Raw genomic sequence first — 1,899 nt, 5'->3', positions numbered from 1 at the left:
GCAGTTGGAAGATAAGCAAGCGGTAGCGGAATTCGAGGACATCCCGCAGGCAGTAAGTGCAGGAGACGGGTATCCGATGACGACTGCACAGAAGCGGCTATATTTTCTGCATCTGCTGCAGGACGAGAAGGGGATAGAATATAACGTAACCAAGAAAGTGAAATTGACAGGTGCATTGGATCGAGCGAGGCTGGAGCGGGCGGTAAACAAGCTAGTCATGCGTCACGAGGCGCTGCGTACGACCTTTGCGATGGAAGGAGAGGAATGGAAGCAGCACGTTCGTTCCGATCTTTCCATAGCGGTGCAATGGGGTGAGGGAGAGGCTGATGCTTTCATTCGCAGGCTCGTGAGGCCGTTCGATCTGCAGACGGGGCCGCTCATTCGAGTAGGTGTCGTGAAGATTGGCGAGAACGAGCATGTGCTTGCGCTGGATATGCATCACATCATTTGCGATGGCGTATCTGTGAAGATCTTAATGGAAGAGCTGTTCGGTCTCTATGAGGGGAGAGAGTTGCCAGAGCCTGGAGTGCAGTATAAGGATTACGCGGCATGGCAGAACGGCAAAACGGAGTCCGCCGAGATGAAGCAGCATCGGGACTACTGGAAGCAGGTGTTCGAGGGAGAGATTCCAAAGCTGGAGCTCCCGTTGGACCAGCCGCGTCCGGCGATCAAGAGCTATGAGGGAGGACAAGTATTCGACAGGCTTGACGCCAAGTTAAGCCGTGCGTTAAAGGAGCTCGGTGAGCGAGCGGGAGCGACGCTGTACATGGTGCTGCTGGCTGGGTATCATGTGCTGCTTGCGAAGTATGCAAGGCAGCAGGAGATCGTGATTGGAACGCCAGTATCGGGCCGGAACCATATCCAGATCGAGCGGACGGTCGGATTGTTCGTCAATACGATTGCTATACGCGGTCAGAGCAGCCCGGAGGAAAGCTACATGCAATGGCTCGAACGAATAAAGGCTGGCGTGCTGGAAGCGTTCGAGCATCAGGAGTATCCGTTCGACGAATTGGTAGGCGAGCTGGACGTGGAAAGGGATATGAGCCGAAATCCGCTGTATGATACGCTCTTCTCGCTGCAGCCGACACAAATCGAGGAGTTGAAGACACCGGGGTTAAAGATCGAGCGCTATGAGTTAGAAGAGACGACAGCAAAGCTGGATCTATCCGTATATGTAACGGAGGAGGCCGACGGGCTGCGAGTGTGCTTTGAGTATAACCGCGCGCTGCTTACCCGAGAAACGGCCACCAGAATGATGGGGCATTACAAGCGGCTTCTGGAGCGAATCGTTGTGGAGCCAGAGAAGCGATTATCGGAGATTAGTCTATTGTCGGAGGAAGAAAAGCGCGAGCTGCTGGAGGTATTTAATCGGACAGATGCGGACTATCCGAAGGATAGAACGATTCATCAGCTGTTCGAAGAGCAGGTAGAACGAACGCCAGGCGAGATAGCGGTAATCGGGGAGACGGAGCAGTGGAGTTACGCAGAATTAAATGAAAGAGCGAACCGAATCGCACACATTTTGCAAAGCCGGGGTGTAGGGGACGGAGACGTTGTGGCGGTCATGCAGGAGAGGTCGCCGCTGATGGTGGCATCAATACTTGGAATCTTAAAGTCCGGCTCTGCATATTTGCCGCTGGATGCCGCATTACCGGCAGAGAGGCTGCAGTATATGGTGAGCGATAGCAGGGCGAAAGCCGTCGTAACCGCGCTAGGCACGGTAAGCAAAGCGGAGGAGCTAGGAATTGAGATGGTGCTGGCAGACGGCGAAGAGACGAGTCAGGCAGCAACGAGCAATCCGGAGCCTGCTTCGAAGCCAGAGGATCTTGCGTACGTCATCTACACATCCGGTTCGACGGGACGTCCTAAGGGCGTAATAGTTGAGCATAGATCGGTTAT

At 54.3% G+C, this 1,899-nt stretch carries 1 protein-coding gene; it reads left to right on the top strand.

The genetic code is table 11. The features are described from left to right. On the top strand, window positions 1-1,899 hold a 1,899-nt coding region (locus tag PXY01_RS22025), incomplete at both ends, for a non-ribosomal peptide synthetase (protein ID WP_164744554.1).

The sequence above is a fragment of the Paenibacillus xylaniclasticus genome, assembly GCF_004001065.1.
GTDB classification, from domain to species: Bacteria; Bacillota; Bacilli; order Paenibacillales; family Paenibacillaceae; genus Paenibacillus_T; species Paenibacillus_T xylaniclasticus.
This window is presented reverse-complemented; position numbering and strand designations above follow the sequence as displayed.